The organism is Gemella sp. GH3, assembly GCF_013415425.1.
Taxonomy (GTDB): Bacteria; Bacillota; Bacilli; order Staphylococcales; family Gemellaceae; genus Gemelliphila.
On sequence record NZ_JACBYC010000143.1, the window covers coordinates 1 to 19,830 of the forward strand.

A 19,830-nucleotide genomic window follows, 5' to 3' on the forward strand; every position below is an offset into this window, starting at 1 on the left:
GTATAGAGACAGGTTATACTATGATAGAGAAATTTTATTTAGGTACATATACAAAAAGAAAAAGCGAAGGCATATATTCTATAAAATTAAACAAAAATGATAAGACTTTATTTGATTTAAAATTAGAAAAAAAAATAAATAATCCCACATATATAACAAAAAATAATGATAATATTTTTTCAGTTTCTTCAAATAATAATTTAGGTGGAATTACTGTATTCGATAAATACAATACTATAAATGAAAATTTTGAGTCTTCTACACCTTGTTATATAAGTTACAATCATAATAACAATATAATTTTAACAGCTAATTATCATACTGGGACTATAATAGCTTATAGGTTTAAAAACGATAAACTTGTTAAATTAGATGTCCTTAGCCACGAACAAGAATCACATATGCACTACTGTAAATATACACCAGATAATAAATTTATTGTAACTTGTGACTTAGGTACAGATAAATTAATAACCTATGTATTAGAAAATGATAAATTAAAAAAAATAAATGAATATAAAGCAACTTCAAAATCAGGGCCAAGACATATAGCTTTCCATAAAACAAAAAATATAGCTTATTTAATTTGCGAACTTAATGCATCTGTAGAAATATTAAATTATGATAATCAAAAAGGAAAATTTTCTTTACTTAATAAGATAAATTTAGTTGAAAATAATGAACATAAATGGGCTTCAGCAATAAGAATTACAAGCGACTCAAAATATTTGTACACAACAAATAGAGGAAAAAATATAATAACAGCACTAAAAATACTAGATAATGGTGACCTTGTAAAAATAGCTTCTTACGACACATTAGGAGAAGTCCCTAGAGATTTCAACTTTAGTAATGACGAAAAGTTTATAATTGTTGGTCACCAAGAAACAGATAACTTAACGATATTTGAACGAAATAAAGAAGATGGTACGCTCAAAGCTATTAATAATGAAACGTTTGCTCCTGAAGTTGTTTGTATAATAAAATAAATTAAATTAAAATATATACAAAAATTATTGATATATACGCATCTTAAATTACTTTATAATAAATATAAAATAAAAAACCTAAAATTATTATTTTAGGTTTTTTTAAAAATTATTTTTCATCAACTACGTATGGTAAAAGAGCCATGTGACGTGCTCTTTTTATAGCTGTAGTCAACATTCTTTGATACTTAGCTGATGTTCCAGTTACACGACGTGGTAAAATTTTTCCACGCTCTGAAACGAATTTTTTAAGTAATTCTACGTCTTTATAATCTATTGTTTCAATGTTATTTTTTGTAAAGTAACATACTTTTTTACGACGACGCATATTGTTACGACGATTGTTGAATTGTGCCATATGCTTATTATCCTCCTGTAATATTATTAATCTTCTTTAAACGGATTAACTATATCCTGTAAAAAATCATCATCTAAATTACTCGGGAAATCTTCTCCGAAATCCGAGAAAGATGAACTATCGTTCATAAAATCATGCATTACTGCATTATTATTCGTGTTAGAGTTAGAAAAATTATTTTGTTGATATTGAGGTTGACCGAAGTTCATCACCTCAAAACCATTATCTTGTTGTCTATTCGTATTAGATTTAGATTCTAAATACTGAATATTATCAGCTACTACTTCTGTAACATATACAGTATTACCATCTTTACCTTGATAATTTCTAGTCTGTATTCTACCTTGAACACCTATTAGGCTACCTTTAGCAAGAAATCTTGCCATATTTTCTGCCTGTTTTCTAAAAACTACACAGCCAATAAAATCAGCGTTTCTTTGTCCACTCTGGTCTGTAAAGTTTCTATTTACTGCAATAGTAAAGTATACCATTGGAATATTTGAACTAGAATATCTTAACTCTGGATCTTTAGTTAAACGTCCTACTAATACTACATTATTTATCAAGATAATACCCTCCTATTATTTTTCTAATCTTACAACTATGTGACGAATAATATCTAAGTTGATTTTTGCTAAACGATCAAATTCTTTTGTAGACGCATCTGTTTCTGAAGTTAATTCTACTACAAAGTAGTAAGCATCTGAGAAATCTTCGATTTCATAAGCTAGTTGTTTCTTACCTAACTCTTTTACTTCTGTGATTTCTGCACCTTCTGAAAGAATACCTACGAATCTGTCTACTAAAGCTTTTTTAGCTTCTTCTTCAATACGTGGTTGAACAGCAAACATTACTTCATATTTTCTCATCTTTTGTTACCTCCTTTTGGTCTTTGCGACTCTCTACCATAATAAAGAGTAAGGAGTAATAAAATTACTCGTTTGTTATTATATCAATTATTTAAAATAATTGCAATACATATAGTTCATTTTTATGTAATTATTATTGTAAGAAAAAATAGCGATAATAAAAAGATTTCTTATATTATCGCTATAATATTTTTATTCTAATTCTTTTAATTTTTCTTTTAAATATTCTATCAATTCATCTTTGAAGTCGCTTTTTAGAGCAAAATCTATAGTAGTCTTTACAAAACCAATTTTTTCTCCAACATCATACCTAGTACCTCTAAAGTCATAGGCATATACCTGCTCCTCTTCATTAAGCATTTGTATAGCGTCCGTTAGTTGAACTTCTCCTCCTGCTCCTATTTGCTTTTTCTCTAGATGTTTAAAAATACCTGGAGTAAGTAAATAGCGTCCTAAAATTGCTAAGTTAGATGGAGCTGTGCCTTGCTTTGGTTTCTCTACAAAACTATTTACTTCATAAAGTCTTCCATCTCTTGTTTTAGGATCTATTATCCCATAACGATGAGTATCTTCACTAGCAACCTTTTGAACACCTATTACTGAACTTTGAGTTTTATCGTATTCATCCATAAGTTGTTTTATCGCTGGAGTATCTTCATTTATTACTATGTCGTCACCTAATAATACGGCGAACGGTTCGTCTCCAATAAAACTTTTAGCTGTTAGGATAGCATCTCCTAACCCTGCCATTTCTTTTTGGCGTACATAATAAATATTTGCCAAATTAGTAGCGTGACGAACTCTTTCTAACATTTCTAATTTATCTTTTTTTTCTAAATCAGCTTCTAGTTCAACATTTTTATCAAAATGATCTTCTATAGCTCTTTTAGGTTTCCCTGTTACTATTATTATATCTTCAATACCGGCAGCTACAGCCTCCTCTACTATATACTGAATAGTTGGCGTATCTATTATTGGTAACATTTCTTTAGGCATAGCTTTAGTTGCTGGCAAAAATCTTGTACCATACCCTGCTGCTGGTATTATTGCTTTTTTTACTTTTTTCATCTTTCCACCTTTATTTATTGTCGTTTTTTCTCATTATATCATCTTTTTTAAAATTTTAAAATAGTTTTGTACCTTTTCACCAAAAATCAAACAAAAAGTTCAATTATCTAATAACCCTAGAAAACTTAATATTACAATACTAATAACAGTTATACAAGGAATAATTTATAATTAAGCCTAAATTTTTAATATTATTAATAAATTTTTCAAACATTAACAAAACATTATTTTAATATTTGAAATCAACTTATTAAATTATTTTTTCAAATAAAAATCACGAGCAAAAATAATTTCTTGCTCGTAATTTTTATTTAGTTAATTTATTTATTTTATAATTTATAAAAAGGTAGAAATTTTAACTAAGTGCTTTTAATGTTACACTCGTTTCATACTCTTTACCATTTCTATAATAAGTAACTTTAACTGTATCTCCTATTTTTGTATTTTCAAAAATATATTTTCTAAGTTCTGCAACGCTCTTTACTTCTGATCCATTTAATTTTGTTATTATATCATATTGTTTTAATCCAGCTTTTTCAGCAGAACTCCCTGATTCAACACCTTTTATAATAATACCTTTTTTATCAGTATTATAATTTAATGTTCCTTCTACCAAATCTTTATTTAGCGATGACACTGAGTTCAAATGAATACCTAAAGCAGGTCGCATTACTTTACCTGTTTTTTCTAACTGTTCTGTTATTATTTTCACTTCATTAGCAGGAATAACAAAACCTATACCTTCAGCAGATACTGATTCACCAGCGTTTGATATTTTTAATTCGTTGATACCAATTAATTCTCCTTTATTATTTATTAAAGCTCCTCCACTGTTACCAGGATTTATAGCTGCATCTGTCTGAATTACAGTTTGATACCAGTCAGGTGTACCATCCTTATCAATATCAATAGGAATTTGACGATCTACTGCCGATACTATACCTTTTGTTACTGTATTAGATAAAGAAATATCTAACGGAGATCCTATTGCCATAGCCGTCTCTCCTACAGCTACATTATTACTATCAGAAAAATCCATAACAACTTTCACATCTTTAGAATTTATTTTCAAAATTGCTAAGTCTGTCCAAACATCACTGCCTACTAATTCAGCTTCTAAAGTTTTCCCATCACTTAATATTACATTAATTTTTTTTGCACCTTTTATTACATGCTCATTAGTAACTATATATGCAGTGTTGCCATCTTTCTTATAAATTACTCCACTACCATTCGCTGCTGGTTTTAGTTCGTTACTACCTCCACTTCCCAAAATACTTCCTATATCATTTGAAACAGTCTGTTGATAATTAACTATTGATACTACTGCATCCTTGGCTTTAGAAACTGCATTTATGGTAGTTTCTTGATTACTATTTTCTTTTTCAGAGCTAGCTACCCTTGAAGTTTCAACTCTCTTGTTCCCGTTAACAAAATATTGTGTTCCAAAGACACTAAAGGCTCCTAATACAAAAGAGCCAAATACAGTTAAAAATAACTTAGCATAATTTGATTTATTTCTATTATCATAATTATTTTCTTTAATATCTACTAAATTTTCAGTTTCTTCTACTTCTTCTACAGATTCTTCATCTAAATTATCAATATCTGTTATTTCTTCAGATTCATCATTAAGAAAATCATCATTTTCAATGTTATCTTTAAAATTTGTCATAAAAAATCCCCTTTACTATGAATTATTTATTATAATATTAACACAAAAACTTAAAAAATAACTTAAATTTACTTTATTGTTTTTAACTAATGAAAGTGCTATAATTGTATATATTACAAAAGGAGGAAAATATGAATCTTAGAAAATATTCTACATTAACCTATATACTATTAATAACTTTTATTTTCTTCTATACATTAAATAGTAATCTTCACATAGATAGAAAAATAAACTATCTAAATATGTTATATATGTTTATTTTATTCATACTATGGTTATTCGCTTGGTACTTATTTTTTATAAAAGATATTATAAAAAGTAATCAGCAAGAAAGAAATAGAATTTCAACAGTTTTAATATTACTAGCTATTATTCTTTTCTATCATAATCCTCTACCTAGCTATGATAGCTACATAATAGATATAGATAGGAAATTTTTCTTTATATTAACTATAATTTCATTTATATCATTTATTATTTTTTCGAAAAACAAACCTTTTTTACCTACTGGTATATTAGTATTTTTACCAATAGTATTGCAAAGTTTTTGTGTTAATATTTTAAAAAATGATACATTATTCGTTACATATCCATATTTTACTACAGCATTAATAATAATTTTGTTATTGTCATTTTTCGGTTATAAACAAATAAAACAAAAAAAATAAAAAGTATACATTATGTATACTTTTTTTACTTATAACATTATTACTTATCCTAAAAAAATCAAATATTTATTACAAACATCTGCATAAAAACCTGAATAATCACTATCTTTCAACAATTTTTCTTGATCTTTATCTACAATAAAATCAGTATCTGCTTCCATTATAGCTATTAATCTTTCAAATGTATCCAAAAAATGTTCTCCAGCAGAATTAATTATATAATTTAATTGTTGCTGTGCTAAAAAAGGTGCAAAAACCTGTTGAAACGCTCCTTTTTTCATTTTATAAATTAATTTTTTTCCATTAACTATAAAGTTATCCTTCTCTTTTTCCACAAATAAACTAGCTTTCTCATAATTTGTAAAAAATTGAACAGCATAAGTACCTTTGTAATCTATTATTAATGGTAAGTTATAACCTTCTCTTTCATAACTCTGCTTATCTATTACTACGTAGTGTTCTTCTAAATTCCAAAATTCTTTTGCTATGTGATAAAATGACAATCTCCAATTATTATCACCTACTGGTAATGTTTTAAAAGCAGCTATCTGCTCTACTAATTTTTTATCTCGCATATCTCTTTCTCCTTATATCAGTTCTATTACTGTTCCTATTCTACTAGTAGTTCCATTATCTTGTCTATAAGAATAAAATTTATCATTGTCTTCTACTGTACAAAAATTAGTGTTAATTATATTATTACGTTTTATACCTAATCGTTCAAGCATAGTAATATTTATACATTCTAAATCTAGATAAAATTTATTTTTACAAACTTCATAATAATTCGGAATATTTAGTACAGAAAATTTATCAATTAAATCTTTTGAAACTTCATAGTTTTTCTTTTTTATATGTGGTCCTATAATAACATTAATATTAGAAATATTACAGTTATATTTATCTATCATAATTGCCAAAATATTTTTAGATATATTTTTATAAGTTCCTCGCCAGCCTGCATGTGCTAATGCTATAACTCTTTTTTTAGAATCATAAAATACTAACGGTACACAGTCAGCTGTGAAAATTAATAACGGTATATTATCTTTATTAGTTACTAAGCCATCTGCTTCTTCTAGATTATCATCAACAAAATCAACAACTTTTACATCTACACCATGAATTTGAGTACTGTAACTTAAATTTTCTACAGTAAAATTATACTTTGTTAAATTTTCTTTTAAAAAGGATATATTTTTAGCATCTATATTTCTTTTAGTAAATACAACTTTTATATTATCATCTTGAAATAAATAAACATTCTTTTCTTCTTTCATTTCCATCACCAACTTTATTAAATAAATATATTCTTATTATAATTAATTTTTTATAAAAAGTAAACATAGTAATACAGTATGCACTTTTATAAAACTTTATATATAGTACAATACAATATAAAATTTTTACAGCTGTATTACATTTATATTCGATGTACTACTACAATAAATACACTAATATACACTTCAAGAAAACGCTTGACATTATCTTTGGAATACGATAACATTATATTAAGACAATGAATACTTTTAAATCTAGTATTTATTTATAAAAAATATCAATAATCCAAGAATTTATTGTATTCATAAGTTACCAAATTATAAAAAGGAGATTTACGTATGAACGTATTATTAAGTGTTATACCTATAGTTACTTTAGTTTGGATGATGACTAAAAAGAAAAGTGTTCCTTCTCACATTGCACTTCCACTAACAGCACTATTTGTATATGTTATCCACATTGCTTATTTTAAAACAAATTTTGCACTACTTAACTCAGGATTAATTACAGGTTCTTTAGCCGTTCTTACCCCTATAACAGTAATAGCAGGAGCAGTTTTATTCAACAGATTCCAACAACTATCTGGATGTCAAGATATTATTAATAAGTGGTTAGAATCAATAACTAAAAACCCTATAGCTCAATTTATGATTATCGGTTTTGCATTTGCATTTATGATTGAAGGTGCAAGTGGTTTTGGTACTCCAGCTGCTATAGCTGCCCCTATCTTAATAGGACTTGGATATCAACCAATAAAAGTTGTTATCGCAGTTCTAGCATTTAACTCAGTGCCAGTATCATTCGGAGCTGTTGGTACTCCTACTTGGTTTGGGTTCGGATCTTTAGGACTTTCTGAAACTGTAATTACAGAAATAGGACTTAAAGCGTCTGTAATACATTTATTTGCAGGAATGATTGTTCCAGTAATGGCTTTACTTTTTGTTTTCGAATGGAAAGAAGTTAGAAAAAATATTATATTCATTTACTTAACAGTATTTTCTTGTGCTATTCCGATGACATTACTTTCAGCAGTTAATTATGAGTTCCCTTCACTTATAGGTGGTGCAATAGGTTTCTTTATCTCAGTATTTCTTGCTAGTAAAGGAGTAGGTCTTTCTAAAGATTCTGTAAACTTAGTAGAAGATTACTCAACTGTTATCGAAAAAGTACCATTTAAAGATGTATTCAAAGCATTACTACCAACGATAGTTTTAATCCTTACACTTGTAGTAACTCGTATTCAACAACTACCATTGAAGAATATACTTAGAACAGATAGCATTCTATTTGAAGCTGATTTAGGATTTGCAAAATTAAATGTAACAAAAGCGTTTAAAATTTCACTCCTTGATGTTTTAGGTACTAAAGAAAAAGAAGCTTATGAATTATTGTATGCTCCCGCTTTAATACCGTTCTTCTTTACAGTATTTATATTACTAGCACTTTATCCAAAAATGAATGGTAAAGTTGGTACTATGCTCAAAGAAACTTTTAACCAAATAAAATTACCTTTCCTTGCTTTATTAGGGGGAGTTATTATGGTTAAATTTATGTTAATCGGTGGAGATAATTCTATGGTTAAAATTATAGGTCTTGCTTTAGCTGATGCAACAGGTTCTTACTGGACAATATTTGCATCATACTTAGGATCTATAGGAGCATTCTTCTCAGGTTCTAATACTATCTCTAACTTAATATTCGGCGGAGTTCAACAATCTATTGCACAAAGTACAGGATTATCTGTCGGTACAATACTAGCAATGCAATCAGTTGGTGGAGCTATGGGGAATATGACTTGTATCAATAATATTATAGCTGCTTGTTCTGTATCAAACGTTCATAACGAAGAAGGTAACATTATGAAGCGTACAGCTATACCGATGATTACATACGGAATTATTGCAGCGATTGTAGCTACATTTGTTTTCCCACTTATTTTCTAAAATAAACTTTTTAAAAAATAACGTAGAAATATATTTCTACGTTATTTTTTTATAAATCATCAAAAAATGAAAGTTGAGCTTTTTCTGGTACTCCTTTAAAAGTTCCTAAATCTTTTAAATATTCTAAAACAGTAGAAGACACTCCACAACGTTTAGAAAAATCTTCTATTGATAAGAACTTATTTTCTTCACGTGCTTGCACTATTTTTAATGCTACGTTCTCACCTAACCCTGGAACTATAGAGAAAGGTGGAATAAGAGAATCCCCTTCTATAATATAATCAAAGCCTTGTGATTTTTCTAAATCTACTTTTAAAAATTTATATCCTCTATTTAACATTTCAAAAGCTATTTCATAACTTACTAATGCTGCTTGATCTTTACCTGTTATTTGATCACGACCCAACTCTTTTAATTGTTTAATTTTATTTCCTAAAAAGTCTTTACCTTGAATTACCGTTTTTATATCATAGTCATTCGCTCTGACCGAAAAATATGCACAATAATAAACTATAGGTTTATGTACTTTAAACCAAGCTATACGAAGCGCCATTAATACATAGGCAGCAGCATGGGCTTTAGGGAACATATATTTTATTTTTTTACAAGAATCTATATACCATTCTGGTACATTATTATCTCGCATCGCCTTTTCGAAATCTTCTGTTAAACCTTTACCTTTACGAACACTCTCCATAATAGTAAATGCAAGACTTTCTTCTAGACCAGCATATATTAGATAAACCATTATATCATCACGACAACCTATAACATCTTTTAAGGTACATATTTTCTTCTTAATTAAATCTTGAGCATTTCCTAACCATACGTCTGTTCCGTGCGATAATCCAGATATTTGAACTAATTCAGAATATGTTGTAGGTTTAGTATCTTCCAACATTTGAATAACAAAGTTAGTCCCAAACTCTGGTATACCTAGTGTTCCCGTAGAACAACCTAATTCTTCTTTTGTAACTCCTAAAACATCTGGAGATGAAAATAATTTCATAACATCCGGATCAGATACATCTATTCCCGTAGGATCTATTCCAGATAAATCTTGCAGTTTTCTTATCATTGTAGGATCATCGTGTCCTAAAATATCAAATTTTAAGATATTATCATGAATAGAGTGGAAATCAAAGTGTGTTGTTCTCCATGCACTCGTCTCATCATCTGCTGGATATTGATAAGGAGTAAAATCAAATATGTCCATATCATTAGGGACTACTAGTATCCCACCGGGGTGCTGTCCAGTTGTTCTTTTGACTCCCTCACAACCCGTAGCAATTCTTTCTAAATCAACATTTCTTTTATCAATTTCATGCTTTTCAAAGTATTCTCTTGTAAATGAATAAGCGGTCTTCTGTGCAACCGTAGAAATTGTTCCCGCACGATAAACATAATCTTCTCCAAATATTTCCTTTGTAAAATTATGTGCTGTTGGCTGGTAATCACCAGAAAAGTTAAGATCAATATCTGGAACTTTGTCCCCTTTAAAACCTAAAAATGTTTCAAATGGTATATCTTGACCATCTTTTTTCATTTGAACTTGACATTTAGGGCAATTTTTATTAGGTAAGTCAAATCCTGATGCAAACTCACCTTTTAAGAAAAATTCACTATATTTACAATTAGGACAAACATAGTGTGGCACCAAAGGATTTACTTCTGTTATATCCATCATTGTAGCTACCAGCGAAGATCCAACAGATCCTCTTGACCCTACTAAATAGCCATCAGATAAAGATTTTTTAACTAATTTACTTGATATTAAGTATACTACTGAGAAGCCATTACCTATAATAGAATCCAATTCCTTTTCTAATCGTTTTTCTATTATTTCGGGTAGATTATCTCCATATATAGAACGTGCTTTTTGGTAACTTATATTACGAACATCTTCTTCTGCACCTTCTATTTTTGGAGTATATAATTTATCTTTTAGAGGTACAACATACTCTATCATATTGTTTATTTTATGAGTATTGTTTATAACTATATCTTCTATCAATTTCTTATCATTCAAATAACTAAATTGATCTAACATCTCTTTTGTAGTTAAAAAATTAGCCATAGGCATAATATCTCTTGCCCCAGGATTATTTTTTACTGTAAGACGCAATATTTGTCGATATACATGTTTATAATCGTCTAAATAATAAGTATCTCCAGTTGCAACTACTATTTTCCCCTGTTCTGTTGATAATTCAATTAATCTTTTTATTTCTTTTTGTAATTCTGATGTATCTTTAATACGTTCATTTTTTATAAATTTCTCGTAGTGATGCAAAGGTTGTATTTCAACATAATCATAAAAGTCTATTAACTTCCTTAATTTATCTTCTCTAGAATTTAGTAATTCTTCAAATAATTCATTATCACTGTTACCACTTCCTATTATTAGATCTTCACGATAATTATTAAGTAATGAACGTGGAATAGTTGGTTTTCCTGATGATAAATATTTAGTAGAACTATATGAAACTAATTTAAACAAATCTTTTAAACCTTTTGTATTTTTAACTAGTATTGAACATGGGAATGAGCGAGCTCTCCTATGAGCTAAATTCGAATCTATCTTATCATCTATTTCATTATGCTTTTCTATACCAAGACTATAGAGTTGATTTAACATTTTCACAAAAACTTCTGCAGTAGCTTTTGTATCAAATATCGCTCTATGGTGTTGTGTCAACTTAACTTTATACATCTTAGCTAAATTATTAAGCCCATGTCGTTTAGCCTCTTTATTTATAGCACGCGATAAAAATAAAGTGTCTATACTTGCATAATGTAATTTTTCCATAATACCTAATCTTTCAAAAGATTTTCCTATAAAACCTAAATCAAATTTAGCATTATGAGCAACTAAAATATCGTCATTATCTAACCAATTATAAAAATTCGTCATAACTTCTTGTTCTAAAGGTGCATTTTTTACATCTTCATTAGTTATACTAGTTATATTTGTAATTAATTGCGATATAGAGCGTTCTGGATTTATATAGCTTTCAAAAGTATCTATCTCTTTTCCATTTTTCACTTTAATAGCTGCTATCTCTATTAATTTATCACGCTCTGCTGAAAGACCGGTTGTCTCCACATCAAAAACAACATATGTAGCATCTTTTAAATACAACTCTTTCTTATTTGTTGTAGCTGTAATACTATCATCTAAAATAAAAGCATTCAAACCGTAAATAGGTTTAATATTTCTTCCCTTTGTGTTCAAACAAATTTCAGGATATGCTTGCACTCCATAACTGTCTGTAAAAGCAATTGCTTCATGTCCCCATTTTTCAGCACAATCTAAATACTCTTTTGCACTACTTACACCGTCTAGTGGTGACATTTTAGTATGAACATTTAATTCTATACGCTTTTTCCCTTCATAATCATCAAGTTTTTCTTCTTTAGTTATACTTTCGATAGCTCTTGGTTCTATTACCGTATCATTAAGGAAAGTATCATAAGATACATTTCCTTCTATTTTTATCCACTGACCTTTTTTCAAAGATGATAAAATATCAACTAACCCGTTTTTTCTACTACTATTTTTAAATTTGCTATTATTAGAATTTATGAACATCCTTACTATTATAGAATCACTATAATCTGTAATCTTTATTCTAAATTGACTGCTACCACTTCTAAAATCTATCTTCTCAGTATCAAAAACTTGACCTAGCAATGTAGCACTTCCTGAATATCCAACTATATCTTTGATTTCTACTATATTTTGATCTTTAATAGTTTTTCCGTATCTATCTATTTTTTTTGTGGATCCATTACTTTCTTGTACTTTCTTTTGAGAATTATCTTTGATTTTTTCTAATCTAGAAATCTCTTCACTAATTATTTGTTCATGCTTGTTAGCTAGTTCTTCATTTTTAAAATTAGCTCTTATATTCTCTACAACTATTCCCAAATTTTTGTATATTTTTAAAATTTCATCTTTTTTATTATCGATAAAATTACTCCAAATTGTCGGAGTAAAAACTTTTACAATTATTTCAGAATTATCAACTATAATTTCGTTTGCAATAATAGCGTCTATAATCGCATTATTCTCACCAGTAAAAAATACTTCATTAATTACAAATGGCCAATATTCTAATATTTTTTCATCTTTAACTTCGTTATTAACTGTAATACTATAATTAACGAGATAGTCTTCAAAAAAACTATCTCGCATCTTATTAATTAATAGTATCCAATTAGTAACAAGGGGCAATTCATCTACTTTAAAATTAAAAATCCATTCTTTATCAGTATTGTTCTTAACAATATTTTCTAAAGTCATATTTGAAAAACTTCTTTTTTCCAAAAGATATTCTAAATCTAGGACTTTTAATAAAAAGGAAAAGTTTTTATTACTCATTGTTCCTCCATAATATTATTTATAAAATTCTTGAACTTTTTCTAGAATTTCATCTGGAGATAATTCTATTTTGTCTCCAGTTCTTCTATATTTTAATTCGACTGTATTTTCTCCAGCTTTCTTTCCTACTATTATGTGAACAGGTATACCAATAAGATCAGCATCGTTAAATTTAACACCAGCTCGTTCTGCTCTATCATCAAACAATACTTCTACTTTATTATTTTTTAATTTTTCGTAAATTTGTTCACTAAGTTTTACTTGCTCTTCTTTTTTTACATCTACACATATTAAATGTACTTGATAAGGAGTAGCCTCTTTTGGCCAAATAATACCTTTATCATCATTATGTTGCTCAATAATAGCTGATAATAATCGTGATACTCCTATACCATAACATCCCATATAAAAGTGATTAGCTCGCCCGTTTGCATCAAGATATGTAATATTCATTGATTCTGAATATCCCTTTCCTAGTTCAAACACTTGACCTATCTCTATTCCTTTAGCAAATTTAACTGGACCAGATAAATCTTCTGCAAGATCACCTTCCTCAATCATACGTAAATCATAATAACCGTCCACTTCATAATCACCTGGATTAACATTAATATAGTGGAATCCTTTTTTATTAGCACCACAACTATGGTTATACATATATTTTACAGCATTATCAGCAATAACTTTACAATTTTTTATATCAAATGGCCCCATATAACCTACTACAGAACCCATACTTTCTATTTCTTCAGGAGTTGCCATTTCTACCTCAGAAGTATTCGTAGCTTTTTTGAATTTTATCTCATTTAATTGATCATTACCACGCATAAGAACTAAGTAAAGTTCTCCATCTGCTTTTAATGCCAAACCTTTCATCGCACGTGTAACATCAACACCACAATATGCTGCTATCTCATCAATAGTTTCTTGTGCTGGAGTTTCTAATAAACTTCTCTCTTTTTTCTCATATACTGGCATAGTATAATTTTCTTCAACGACTTTAGCAGTTTCTATATTAGCTGCATAATCACTTTCTTCTGTGTATACAATTGTGTCCTCTCCTACATCAGCTAATGCTTGAAATTCGTGAGTATAACTCCCCCCTATATTACCAGAATCTGCTTGTACTGCACGATATTTAAGCTCTAGTCGATCATATATTTTCGAATAAGCATTGTAAAAATCATTATAAGTTTCTCTTAGAGATTCTGGGCTATCGTGGAAAGTATACGCATCTTTCATAATAAACTCTTTACATCTTAATAATCCCAAACGTGGTCTAACTTCATCTCTAAATTTAGTTTGAATTTGATAAAGACTCATAGGCAATTGTTTGTATGAAGTTATCATATTATTAACAGTTTGACATATTATTTCTTCTGCTGTAGGACTAAGAGCATAACCAGCTCCTTTTCTATCTTTAAGGCGCATTAGTTCATCACCCATTTTATACCATCTACCTGATTCTTCCCAATATTCTTGAGATTGCAATATAGGCATAAGTAATTCTACAGAATTAATTGCTTCATGTTCTTCACGAATTATTTTTTTTATCTTCTCTATAATATTGTTAGCTAAGGGCAAATATGTATAAACACCAGCTGACACCTGCTTAACCATACCTGCTTTAATTAACAATTTATGACTTGTCGCTTCTGCGTTGGCTGGTACTTCCCTTGTAGTTGGAATAAAAGTTCTAGTTTGTCTCATAAAAAATACCACCTCAATAATTTTTTAATATGTATATAATTATATCATAGATTGTTTTTAAATTTAATCATTTATATAATAATTTAAAAACTTTTTAAATTATTTTAAATATAAAATTCATAATTAATTTAATTAAATTGCAAAAAATATAGATTTTTTTGTAATTTTTAGGTATAATTTATTTGAGGGTTATAGGTAAAGGAGGTATAAACATGAATCTATTCCACTTGAAATATTTTATTAAACTTGCCGAACTAGAACACTATACTAAGGCTTCAAAAGAGCTTAACATAACACAACCTAGCTTAAGTAATGCTATAAGTTCATTAGAAGATGAAATCTTAGTAAAATTATTCGAAAAAAAAGGAAGAAATGTAGTTCTTACAAAATCTGGGAAAATATTTTTTAAAATAATAAAATCTGCATTAGATAATATTGATGAAGCAGTAAACTATGTACAAAAAATTAGTAGCGGTAATGGAGTAATTAATATAGGTTTTTTACAAACTTTAATTACAACAAATATAATTGAATTCTGCAAAAAATTTAAAGATAGCAATAAAAATAAAGATATCAGATTCAATTTTCATAATAATTTTACTGATAAACTCTTATTAGGATTAAAAAGCGGTGATTACGATGTAATATTTACATCAAAAACTGATAAAGATGATTCTATACAGTACATTCCTATTACTACTCAAGACTTGGTATTAATAGTTCCTGATAATCACGAACTCGCAAATAGAGATAATGTCCTCCTTAAAGATATAACATCTTTTGATTTTATTTCATTTAACAAAAAGAATTGTTTACATAACTTAATTATGAATAATTTCAAACGTATAGATAAATATCCAAAGGTACTATATACTGCTGATGATGAACCACTTGTAATAGGGCTGGTAGGTCAACATCTAGGAATAGCAATAATACCTAATATACCTATATTAGATGATTTAAATATTAAAAAAATAGAAATAAAAGATATAGAACAAAATAGATTTTTCTATATGGCTTATTTAAAAAATAATGGTAATAATATACCTGTGGTATATGATTTTATTAATTATATTTCAGATCATAAATTAAAAATATAGAAAATATAAGTGTTAACAATTATTTATAAACATATTAAAATAATAGCTGTATATTAACAATTATCTGTTAATATACAGCTATTTGTATTAATTTACTGCTTTTGCTATTTGTTCCATAGTTCGTTCAAAAGAAGTTAATCCATTTGGAGCTAAATAAACATATTGTGCATCTAGTTCATAAATTTGACCATTTTTACTTGCATTTGTAGTTTTAACAAGCTCATTATCCAAAGTAGATTGTGCATTAGCATTAGTTTTACTTTGAACAACTTTATTACGATCCACATAGAATATAATGTCTGGATTTAGTTTTGAAATATACTCATAATTAATTTCGTTACCATGAGAACTTTCTTGAATATTAGCATCTGCTGCTTCAAATCCAAACAAGCTGTGAATATAACCAAATCTACTATTAGGCCCAAAAGCTGTTATTTTTCCTTCATTAGTCATTACAATTAAGACTTTCTTACCAGAAGCTTTTGCTTTATCTGATATTTCTTTAATTTTATCTTCAAACTTTTCTTTATCTTTAGTTACTTTATCCTCAACGCCAAATATTTTTGCTATTTCCATATTTGTTTTCATCATACTATCAAAAAAATTGTTATCTGTAACAAAATAAGCTACTGTCCCAAGTTTTTTCAATTCATCTAAAACACTTTCTTGTCTACCAGCTGCAAATATTACATCAGGCTTAAAAGTACTAATTGCTTCATAATCAGGTTCTTTCAAACTACCACCTTTTTGATTATCTTTTATCAAATCAGAAACATAATTTGCTGACATCTTTGGTGTTATCAAATTATCAACTTTTATATCATAACGTTGCATTAAATCTAAAACTGCTATATCAAATACTGCTACATTTTTCGGATTCTTCATAACTTCTACATCACCTTTACTAGTCGTAACATTTACTTTAGAAACATTGCTATTTTGTGTTGTAGAATTGCTATTAGTTGAACATGCAACTAATGTTGTTGCTAGAGTTAATGCTGTAAATGGTATTAATATTTTTTTGAATTTTTTCATTTTTTTTCCTCCAATATTTTTTAATTATAATACATACATATTCTACAATTATTTACAGAATATATGTCCATATCAAGAGCATATATATCTTGTAAAACTTCTTTTGTTATTACTTCTTCATTAGCACCTGTAGCTACTATTTTTCCTTGTTTCAAAGCTATTACATTATCTGCATAAACAGAAACAAAATTTATATCGTGAATTACTACTACTACAGTTTTATTCTTTTCTCTTACTAATTTACGTAAAACTTTCATTATTTTTACTGAATGATTCATATCCAAATTATTTAAAGGTTCATCCAACAGTATATAATCAGTATCTTGGGCAATCACCATCGCTATATAGGCCATCTGTACCTGTCCACCACTTAACTCATCTAAAAATTTGTTCTGTAAATGCTCGATTCCTATATAATTTAAAGCTTCATCAACTTTTTGCTCATCTTCTGATTTTAATTTTCCTTTGCAATAAGGATATCTACCAAAAGAAACTAACTCTCTAACAGTTATTCTTATATTAACACTATTAAATTGACTTAATATAGAAATTTTCTGAGCCAAATCTTCTGTTCGCCAGTTAGTTAAACTATTTTCATCAATAATAACATTACCACTATCTGACTTTAAGGTTCTTGCAATTATATTAATTAATGTACTTTTTCCGGCACCATTACTACCTATAAATGCTGTGAATTTATTTTTTTCAATATTACAACTAACATTATCAAGAACTTTAGTCTGCCCATAAACCTTCGTTATATTTTTAACTTCTAACATTCCGTTTATTCTCCTTGATTATTAAATAAATAAAGTAAATACCTCCTATGAAGTTTATTATTATTGATACCGCAGTATCGTAAGAAAATATTCTCTCCATTATTAACATAGATCCTACAACCAATATTATTCCTATTATCGTAGAAAAAGCTGTTTTATAAACGTGTTTATAACTCGAAATGTATTGTCTAGTTATACTAACTACAATTATTCCCAAAAATGTCATAGGTCCTACCAAAACAGTAGATATACTTACCAATATAGATATTAATACAAAAATAATTTTCACTAACCTACTATAATTAATACCTAAAGAAATAGCTGTTTTCTTGCCTAAAGATAAAACATCTAACTTAGCCATAAAGTATAGTGATATAATTAATACTATAAATAATATTATTGACGATATCTGCAAATATCCATAACTTATAGTATTAAAACTCGCAAAAATCTTACCTTGTAAAATTAAAAACTCATTAGGATCTAATAGTACTTGCATAAAATTAGATAAAGAGCCAAATAATCCCCCTAATACTATTCCGCAAAGGACTACCATATTTACACTAGACGATAATTTCTCAAATAAAAATACGTAAATTAAAAGAGAAAATATAATCATTAGAAACAATGATACAAAAAATTCTGGCAATCCTGTCATTTTACTAAGTTTGCTAGATCCAAAAATATAAACTACTAACGTTTGTAAAAAAATATATAAACTTTCTAATCCCATAATACTAGGAGTTAAAATGTTGTTATTAGTTATACTTTGAAACGCTACAGCTGAATATCCTGTAGCATAGCATACCAAAATTATAGCTGCTATTTTTTTTATGCGTAAATTTAATATATACTCTGATTTTAAACCAACAAATATATAAATAAAAATTAATGATAAAGAAATTAAAGAAAGTATCATTAATTTTTTTATTGCTAACCTATCTTGCATATCTTTTTCCTTTTAATAAAATAAATAAAAATATTATACTCCCGGACACTCCTACTACAACGCTTATAGGTACTTCATAAGGCATATAAATAGATCTACCTATGAGGTCTGCTATTAATAAAAAATAAGACCCAAGAAGAGCAGTATCAAAAATTGTAGACTTTAAATTATCCCCCTTAATCATACTAATAATATTCGGTATAATTAAACCTACAAATGGAATACTTCCTATAGTAACTACTATAATAGCTGTTGTTGTTGATATTATCATCATACCTATACTAAGTATTCTGTTATGATTGAGACCTAAATTAGTAGTTATCTTTTCTCCTAAACCAGAAATAGTAAATAAATTAGCATAAGCATAGACTACAAATAGCAACGGTATTCCGAAGTAAAGTATTTCATAATTTCCTTTGGATATTAAAGCAAAATTACCCTGTAGCCACGATGATATATTTTGTAAAATATCATACTTGTAAGCAAAAAATGTAGAAACACTGCCTACTACACTTCCTAGCATTATCCCTATTAATGGTAGCATTAAATTATCTTTAGTTCCTATAATTCTAATTAATTTCATAAAAAAGAAACTACCGAACAAACCAAATATTAAAGCAACAAATATTTTCAATAAAATATTAGCATCTTGATAATAAAACAAAGTAAATAAAACCCCTAATTTACACCAGTCCATTATCCCTGTAGTTGATGGAGACACAAACTTATTATTAGCCATAGTTTGCATAACTAAACCATTTATACTTAATATACTTGCAGTAATAATAATACTTATAAGCCTAGGTAGTCTACTTAATAAAAATAATCTAATATGTTCTTTATCACCCGTAAAAACTTTAAGAATACTAAAGTCTTCAACTCCGACAGTTAACGAAAAGATAGATAATAAAACGAACAAAATAACCCAGAAATATCTATTTTTATATATAACTATCATCTCCTTTAAATGAATTGATAACCATTATCAATTCATTATTATATCATATTAGATTGTTATATAC

At 27.8% G+C, this 19,830-nt stretch carries 17 protein-coding genes; 4 read left to right on the top strand and 13 right to left on the bottom strand.

From position 1 onward, the window contains the following. A partial coding sequence (locus HZY83_RS05800; RefSeq protein ID WP_218925356.1) for a lactonase family protein occupies positions 1-989 on the top strand: 989 nt, incomplete at its 5' end. A gap of 109 nt (positions 990-1,098) precedes the next feature. On the opposite strand, the gene rpsR is transcribed toward HZY83_RS05800, so the two are convergent. From rpsR to HZY83_RS05825, 5 genes are all read right to left on the bottom strand, one after another. Beyond that, positions 1,099-1,347, bottom strand: coding sequence for a 30S ribosomal protein S18 (gene rpsR / locus HZY83_RS05805; protein WP_179943114.1), 249 nt, complete (start codon positions 1,345-1,347; stop codon positions 1,099-1,101). 26 nt (positions 1,348-1,373) lie between these two features. After that, on the bottom strand, positions 1,374-1,913 hold the full coding sequence (locus HZY83_RS05810; protein ID WP_179943115.1) for a single-stranded DNA-binding protein: 540 nt from the start codon (positions 1,911-1,913) through the stop codon (positions 1,374-1,376). A gap of 15 nt (positions 1,914-1,928) precedes the next feature. Next, a complete protein-coding gene (gene rpsF / locus HZY83_RS05815; RefSeq protein WP_179943116.1) occupies positions 1,929-2,216 on the bottom strand; it encodes a 30S ribosomal protein S6 in 288 nt (95 codons plus the stop codon). Between the two features lie 192 nt (positions 2,217-2,408). Continuing rightward, entirely contained in the window at positions 2,409-3,284 is an 876-nt protein-coding gene (gene galU / locus HZY83_RS05820) for a UTP--glucose-1-phosphate uridylyltransferase GalU (protein ID WP_179943117.1), read from the bottom strand. Between the two features lie 355 nt (positions 3,285-3,639). Further along, positions 3,640-4,959 (bottom strand): S1C family serine protease, encoded by a 1,320-nt coding sequence (locus tag HZY83_RS05825; protein WP_179943118.1) that lies wholly within the window; start codon positions 4,957-4,959, stop codon positions 3,640-3,642. 131 nt (positions 4,960-5,090) lie between these two features. Here HZY83_RS05825 and HZY83_RS05830 point away from each other — a divergent pair, with 131 nt between their 5' ends. Further along, on the top strand, positions 5,091-5,627 hold the full coding sequence (locus HZY83_RS05830) for a hypothetical protein (RefSeq protein WP_179943119.1): 537 nt from the start codon (positions 5,091-5,093) through the stop codon (positions 5,625-5,627). 44 nt (positions 5,628-5,671) lie between these two features. On the opposite strand, the gene HZY83_RS05835 is transcribed toward HZY83_RS05830, so the two are convergent. Both HZY83_RS05835 and pgeF read right to left on the bottom strand, forming a co-directional pair. After that, positions 5,672-6,202 carry a hypothetical protein gene (locus tag HZY83_RS05835; protein WP_179943120.1) on the bottom strand — a complete coding sequence of 177 codons (531 nt, stop codon included), beginning with the start codon at positions 6,200-6,202 and terminating at the stop codon, positions 5,672-5,674. 12 nt (positions 6,203-6,214) lie between these two features. Next, complete coding sequence (pgeF, locus tag HZY83_RS05840; protein ID WP_179943121.1) at positions 6,215-6,907, bottom strand: peptidoglycan editing factor PgeF; 693 nt, start codon at positions 6,905-6,907, stop codon at positions 6,215-6,217. A gap of 339 nt (positions 6,908-7,246) precedes the next feature. Here pgeF and HZY83_RS05845 point away from each other — a divergent pair, with 339 nt between their 5' ends. After that, positions 7,247-8,851: an L-lactate permease gene (locus HZY83_RS05845; RefSeq protein ID WP_179943122.1), complete on the top strand. Its 1,605-nt coding sequence runs from the start codon at positions 7,247-7,249 to the stop codon at positions 8,849-8,851. A 49-nt stretch (positions 8,852-8,900) separates the two neighbouring features. On the opposite strand, the gene HZY83_RS05850 is transcribed toward HZY83_RS05845, so the two are convergent. Next, the gene (locus tag HZY83_RS05850) at positions 8,901-13,235 is read right to left on the bottom strand and encodes a PolC-type DNA polymerase III (protein WP_179943123.1); all 4,335 of its coding nucleotides are present in this window, start codon (positions 13,233-13,235) and stop codon (positions 8,901-8,903) included. A 15-nt stretch (positions 13,236-13,250) separates the two neighbouring features. Further along, entirely contained in the window at positions 13,251-14,945 is a 1,695-nt protein-coding gene (locus tag HZY83_RS05855; RefSeq protein WP_179943124.1) for a proline--tRNA ligase, read from the bottom strand. 212 nt (positions 14,946-15,157) lie between these two features. Between HZY83_RS05855 and HZY83_RS05860 the strand changes: the two genes are divergently transcribed. Then, positions 15,158-16,045 (top strand): LysR family transcriptional regulator, encoded by an 888-nt coding sequence (locus HZY83_RS05860; RefSeq protein WP_179943125.1) that lies wholly within the window; start codon positions 15,158-15,160, stop codon positions 16,043-16,045. 87 nt (positions 16,046-16,132) lie between these two features. Here HZY83_RS05860 and HZY83_RS05865 read toward each other — a convergent pair whose 3' ends face one another. Genes HZY83_RS05865 through HZY83_RS05880 form a run of 4 tightly spaced genes read right to left on the bottom strand, consistent with a single transcriptional unit; the run spans position 16,133 to position 19,727 of the window. Next, positions 16,133-17,080 (bottom strand): siderophore ABC transporter substrate-binding protein, encoded by a 948-nt coding sequence (locus tag HZY83_RS05865; protein ID WP_179943126.1) that lies wholly within the window; start codon positions 17,078-17,080, stop codon positions 16,133-16,135. Between the two features lie 20 nt (positions 17,081-17,100). After that, positions 17,101-17,859 carry an iron ABC transporter ATP-binding protein gene (locus tag HZY83_RS05870; protein WP_179943127.1) on the bottom strand — a complete coding sequence of 253 codons (759 nt, stop codon included), beginning with the start codon at positions 17,857-17,859 and terminating at the stop codon, positions 17,101-17,103. Further along, positions 17,846-18,808 (bottom strand): iron chelate uptake ABC transporter family permease subunit, encoded by a 963-nt coding sequence (locus HZY83_RS05875; protein ID WP_179943128.1) that lies wholly within the window; start codon positions 18,806-18,808, stop codon positions 17,846-17,848. The genes HZY83_RS05870 and HZY83_RS05875 overlap by 14 nt, the downstream gene beginning before the upstream one ends. Beyond that, positions 18,798-19,727: an ABC transporter permease gene (locus tag HZY83_RS05880; RefSeq protein ID WP_228098465.1), complete on the bottom strand. Its 930-nt coding sequence runs from the start codon at positions 19,725-19,727 to the stop codon at positions 18,798-18,800. Before HZY83_RS05880 ends, HZY83_RS05875 begins: the two co-directional genes overlap by 11 nt. Positions 19,728-19,830: the final 103 nt, after the last annotated feature.